Origin of the sequence: Microcoleus sp. S36b_A4, from assembly GCF_036700645.1 — a bacterium.
Lineage (GTDB): Bacteria > Cyanobacteriota > Cyanobacteriia > Cyanobacteriales > Microcoleaceae > Microcoleus.
The window spans coordinates 1-5,295 of sequence record NZ_JAUBPI010000174.1; the positions used below are offsets into that span (position 1 = coordinate 1).

Here is a 5,295-nt window from a genome sequence, read left to right on the forward strand (position 1 = left end):
GATCGCTGGTATTTATAATTATGAACTTTTTTTGAAGACAAACTAGCGCTCGTCTGAGACTTTCGCAAGAGGTCTAAAGCATGCGATATGAGTTCTGGCAAAAAGTCCGAGAAGTTTGTTTCAAATACTTAATATTCATTGATGAATATGGAGTAAAATTGGCAATGGTTAGGTTATATGCTAGGTCTCTAAAAGGTGCAAGAGCTCTCGTAGCCAAAACCGAATAAATGCGGAAGAAATGTCTCAATAATTGGAGCTATATCGGTCAATAAAGTCTTAACATCAGTCAATTTAATAGGTACAATCGATGCCATTACATTCGAGGCTTTTATCATCCAAAAGTTAGTACCAAAATTATGGAAAGGTGCTTGTGTATTGATGGATAATTGTACTATTAATACCGGAGAAACAATAGAAAAAGCCATCAAAAAGAAAGGTGCCAAATTAATATATTTGTCGCCATATTCGCCAGATTTTTTACCAATTGAAAATTTATGCTCAAAACTTAAAACTATTCTCCGTTTTATCAAGACACGTAATTATAAATAGTTCGCAAAAGTCATAGAGTTTGCATTTAGTGAAGCTACATCAGCAAATATTTGAATTGGTTTACTCACTGTTGTTATTGTACCTCACCTTTGTAAGAAATGCTATATTGCGATCGCGCTTTGGACAGAGAGAAACTCCAAGTGGGGGAACAGGGAATAAGATTCTTCATCCTGACCGTTATGCACGCGGTAAGACAGCTTGAAATCTTCGGGAAACTCTACACCAAAGAATGCTTCTGCCCTATAAATATCCTCATCAGTCGCGCCCGGTATGAGACTTTTCAGTACTTGAGGTGCATTGGCTGCCAGCCAATTATCAATTCTTTCCCAAATTATTTTCATGATCAAACCTCCGAAGCTGGAAACTCAGTCTATGCGAGAACTGAGAGGAAAGCGAGATAACGGTTTTAACCGCCTAAAAATTAAAGCGGGGTGCTGACTCTGTTTCCCTGCTACTTTTTATCGACTCTAACGATCACTCAGGTGATTATAGCAATTCTAACCACGCTCAACTGCTTCAATCTGAACCTTTTGTCCATCTTCTATTCCCTCCTCTGCGTCCTCTGCGGTTTGTTCACTCTTTCCTGGATTCAACTCAATCTTTTTCTGGTGACGTTCCGAGGCAGCTTTTTGCAGCATTTTCAATTTTTCTGAATCAGCATTCGATCGCCAAAACAAGCGATGACCTTTAATTTTAACGCAGTTTTCCTTCAAACACTTCACCCATTCCCGATGCTTTTTAACTACGCCACGATCGAGAATCCCTAACTTTTCTTCTTGGCGAGTGAGTTTCACCAACTTTTCGTAATGGGATAGCTAGCAGTAACAAAAGCTTATTTTTTAACTAGAATTAGAAGATTATACATATCAAAATTGTCTTGATAGCTCACAGAAAGGTCACGCAAATCTATGTGCATAGAAGTGTGAATGGCTGGATGCAGGTTACTGTCAAAATCGGGATAAAATAAATAGGAAATTTGAGGTTGGCGAGCGTGAAATTTGATAATTATAGCGCCGTCAAGTCTGCCAATGGTGCGTTTGGGGCAGCCTTCCTAGAGCCGCAGGAAAGGGTCTAGTTCTTCTAAAGCTGAGACGTGAACTGAAAGAGTACCGGGCTGTTTGTAGCCGAGCGCACTATCTTCACAGCAATCCGCAACAACATCAGCTTTGCCCAAAATGTATAGCATTAAATATGCCAAACTGCAAGCTTTTTGATAATTAGGACTTGCTGAATAATCGATCGCAAACTAAGAACAGGAGCTCACAATATCTGAAAGCTCAGTTAAATATAAGTTTTTTCGGTATCGAATCCCCCCCAATAATAACTGTAGATTATCTTCGGCCTAAAAACAGGTGTTCTTTTGGCAAATAGACATAAAAACACAAAAAAAACCCGGCGCCACCAGGTAGCAAGGTTCATTACCAAAAAAGTAATTGCAATAACTGTACCAGATGTATTATCAAGTTTTGCCATCACTCGATTCAGACCGAATCTTCGTTTGCCTTGCCCGAACTTGCCCTCAATTGCATTTCTAATCCTCTCATCTTCCAACGCTTGCCTCTTTTTTGATTTACTCACATTTGCTCTTGGTCTTCCTAATGGCCGCCCACTGAGCCTAATGCCTTTTTCTTTGCACCATGCTCGGTTTTCTCTTGTACGATAAATGCGATCTGCATGAACGGACTCTGGATAATACCCTGTGAATCTATAATAAGCTTCTACTTGTGCTTTTAAGTCCCCTGATTCGTTAAAATTATCCCAGCTCATCCGGTCTGAAAACACATATCCTTAAAAACAACTGGCCGATAGTTTGGCTCCAACCTCTACGCTTTTCCCTGCTTTCCCTCTGACTATGGGACGAATATGGGGTTGACTTAAACTTACTATTCTATTCTCAATACTCTGTTTGTTGTTGTCAAATAACCACTGTTGTTGGCGAACGAGTTCTGTGAAAACTAGCAAGGTTTTATATTGCTTTTTATTCAGACCTTCTAGGCTCGCACCTAAATCGATTAGCTGTTCAATATGAGCTAGATTTCTTGTGATGTACTGAAGTTGTTTTTTAATTGCCTGTCTTCTTTTGTTGCGTGTGGGTCGTCTTTATTTCGCTACTGCTAAGTAGTCTTTTCTCGCTAAATTACGGTAGGTTCTTGGTTTTTTATGGGTTTTTTCCTTGATTTGTTTATACAGGATGTCTATGATTTTTTCTGTATAAACTCTGGCTTTATTTAATAGTCCTAAGTCGGTCGGATAACTAATATCGGCTGGGGCACAGGTTGCATCTATGATTAGTTTACCGCGATTGGGTGACTCATTTTTTGCGTCCGAATCCTTTTTTTTTTCGGGTTTGATTGGCGTGATTTCTCGCATTTTTTCAACCATGCGTTCGTTCACTTTATTAATTAGGTTGGGACTGATTCGTTGCCGAAAATGTACTAATAGTGATGGGTCAAATGCGAGTTCATTGCTGTAGCTTGATAGACCGATAAAGTATTGCAGATAGGGGTTTTCCCGGATCTGTTCTACTGTTTCCCGATCGCTAATTCCTAATTTTTCTTTAATAATTAATGCCCCCAATGCCATCCTAAACGATTTGGCGGGTGCACCCTTTGCTGCGGGGAAGTTGGCCGCATATTCTGATTCAAATTCAGACCACGGGATTATTTGGGCCATTTTTACCCAACGGTTATCTGGTGATAAATTCCCTCCGAAAGGCAGTTCAAAGTCCGATGGGGGACTTGGGGCAAGCTCAGCTTTTTTGTACACGATCGCAGGCGGTGATGCACGGCTTTTGACCTATTCTACCTGTTTATCTTGCACTTTACTCTCGATTGCACGATTTCTTAACCCAGGCTACGTCAAGTGCGATCGATATATTCAGCAAGCCCTAATTATCAAACAAACCTTTGATGTCATTGCATATTTGAGCTAGGAGTCGGCGCATTGAAGGTCGATCGTGGTTTCGTTTTGTTGCCATAAATCTTGAAGCTTGACGGGAATTATCATAGGTTAAGCATTGCTTGAATAATGACGAGTGGAGAAGGAAACACAGACAAGAAAGCTGCATCTTGGTAGAGGCTTATTCCATGAAATATGCAGCTTTATCACTCTTTACCAATCGTTTCTCTTTAAAATTGATTGGGCAAAATCTCTCGTTGCTTCACCTGAGTGGTACCACCAAGATATATTTAAGGGAAAAGCTGGCAAATGCCCTTTAGGAGCATATTGTAAGTTAAAGTTTAAATCATCATAGGATTTCCAACCAAAAACGCCACCAAATAAACCTGCTTTTCCTCGCCAGCCCATCTGTTCTCCAAAATCCCCTACTTTTTTTGACACATCCCAATAAATTTGTTTTTGCGCCTTAAAACCAAAATGTCCATTACTATTCTGTGACCAAAGTTGATTGATAGTCCGTAAATCCTCAATGGGCAAGATTCTCAAATTTTGCTCAAAACCACGGCTAGCTATCTTTACTATGATCTCACAGGTTTCTTGGTCTGCTTTTTTCCATTCTCCCACTTGTAGTAAACTACTGAGTCTAGTATAGTCTATGGTCAAAGCCATATTGATTTCGCTAGAAATCAGAGCAACGATTCCTTCTTCGGAAGTAGCGTTATCTAAATAATGTTGACTTTGTTCCCTAATTTTATTTATAACTGTTGGCGAAGTTAAGGGATTAATATGTTGATTAAGTTTGGCTTCATAGAACTTACAAGCAGCATTTCCTACTGCATAAATCATTAGGGCTTTAGCAGAAGCACTTATTATTTTACTGGGAATCATGCCATATTCTAGCCAGTCTATACCTGCATCAATAGCTCTTTCTCCCAAAAAAGCTGCACCAAAGGCTGTTAAAGCTTCAATTTTTCGTTCGGGATCTTGTAAGTTAAATCCATAAATATCGGCAATCTGATAAACCATTTCTGCCGATAGTTTGGTGATTTCTGGTAAATCGTACTTAGCTATCCCCCTGATAACAGCTTCGGCTCTTGGAATTCCTCTAACTAAATCCACTCCAGCCGCTTGTAAGGATTTGTGAACAATAAGAACATGAGCAATTTCATAGGGAGATTTGTCTCGGTAGCTGTGCTTTAGCCTTTTAACAGACGATTCAGATGCAGCAAAATTAATTTCACAAATAGATTCACCAATCCAATTAACTAGACTATTCCAAGCATTTGAATTAGATTCTTGCTTTAGTTGTCGTAGTTGAGGATTAGCATTGACTTCAGTATTTATTTGAAGAATTTGTTCGCTGGTTTGTGGCGATGATGTTGTATTGGTCGGCGATGGTGCGGGTGTTGGTGCGGGTGCGGGTGCGGGTGCGGGTGTTGGTGCGGGTGTTGGTGCGGGTGTTGGCGATATTCCTTCAAATGGAGGTTCAATAACTTCATCAATAATCTCTGGGTATGTCAGTTCCTCTGACATCTCGAAAATTGCTCGCATTACTGGCTTCATCTGGTGGTCATCCATACTGTCAAAATCCTCATACCGACGGCGCTTGGCACGGTTAGCAACTTGAACAGTAATGCGGTAGCGATTGGAAGATGCCGCCACCAACTCTTCAGCACGTCGGATGAGTTGAGTGGAATCAAATTGAGGACGTTTCACCATAATTGAGTACCTTCTGGTGCAAATTTACCAGTAATAGGAGGGTTACTTATTAAGATTAGACCTCTTGCGAAAGTCTCAGACGAGCGCTAGTTTGTCTTCAAAAAAAGTTCATAATTATAAATACCAGCG

At 40.2% G+C, this 5,295-nt stretch carries 5 protein-coding genes and 2 pseudogenes; 1 reads left to right on the plus strand and 6 read right to left on the minus strand.

Annotated features, from left to right (window positions below):
• Positions 1-258 precede the first annotated feature (258 nt).
• Positions 259-549: a transposase gene (locus tag QUA03_RS29095; protein WP_445304880.1), complete on the plus strand. Its 291-nt coding sequence runs from the start codon at positions 259-261 to the stop codon at positions 547-549.
• A gap of 101 nt (positions 550-650) precedes the next feature.
• Here QUA03_RS29095 and QUA03_RS28185 read toward each other — a convergent pair whose 3' ends face one another.
• From QUA03_RS28185 to QUA03_RS28210, 6 genes and pseudogenes are all read right to left on the minus strand, one after another.
• A complete protein-coding gene (locus tag QUA03_RS28185) occupies positions 651-890 on the minus strand; it encodes an SMI1/KNR4 family protein (RefSeq protein WP_333216930.1) in 240 nt (79 codons plus the stop codon).
• A 156-nt stretch (positions 891-1,046) separates the two neighbouring features.
• Positions 1,047-1,343 (minus strand): hypothetical protein, encoded by a 297-nt coding sequence (locus tag QUA03_RS28190; RefSeq protein WP_333216932.1) that lies wholly within the window; start codon positions 1,341-1,343, stop codon positions 1,047-1,049.
• A 257-nt stretch (positions 1,344-1,600) separates the two neighbouring features.
• A complete protein-coding gene (locus QUA03_RS28195) occupies positions 1,601-1,735 on the minus strand; it encodes a hypothetical protein (RefSeq protein ID WP_333216934.1) in 135 nt (44 codons plus the stop codon).
• Positions 1,736-1,830: 95 nt separating this feature from the next.
• Positions 1,831-3,315: pseudogene (locus tag QUA03_RS28200) on the minus strand (IS5 family transposase).
• A gap of 345 nt (positions 3,316-3,660) precedes the next feature.
• On the minus strand, positions 3,661-4,473 hold the full coding sequence (locus tag QUA03_RS28205) for a GUN4 domain-containing protein (RefSeq protein WP_333216936.1): 813 nt from the start codon (positions 4,471-4,473) through the stop codon (positions 3,661-3,663).
• Positions 4,474-4,941: 468 nt separating this feature from the next.
• A pseudogene (locus QUA03_RS28210) lies at positions 4,942-5,166 on the minus strand (DNA-directed RNA polymerase subunit omega); the annotation flags it as partial.
• Between the last annotated feature and the right edge of the window lie 129 nt (positions 5,167-5,295).

Bases quoted from the DNA above. Each gene is read 5' to 3' on its own strand.
- QUA03_RS28205 (WP_333216936.1), bottom strand. From the start codon at position 4,473: ATGGTTTATCAGATTGCCGATATTTATGGATTTAACTTACAAGATCCC.
- QUA03_RS28195 (WP_333216934.1), bottom strand. From the start codon at position 1,735: ATGCTATACATTTTGGGCAAAGCTGATGTTGTTGCGGATTGCTGTGAA.
- QUA03_RS28185 (WP_333216930.1), bottom strand. From the start codon at position 890: ATGAAAATAATTTGGGAAAGAATTGATAATTGGCTGGCAGCCAATGCA.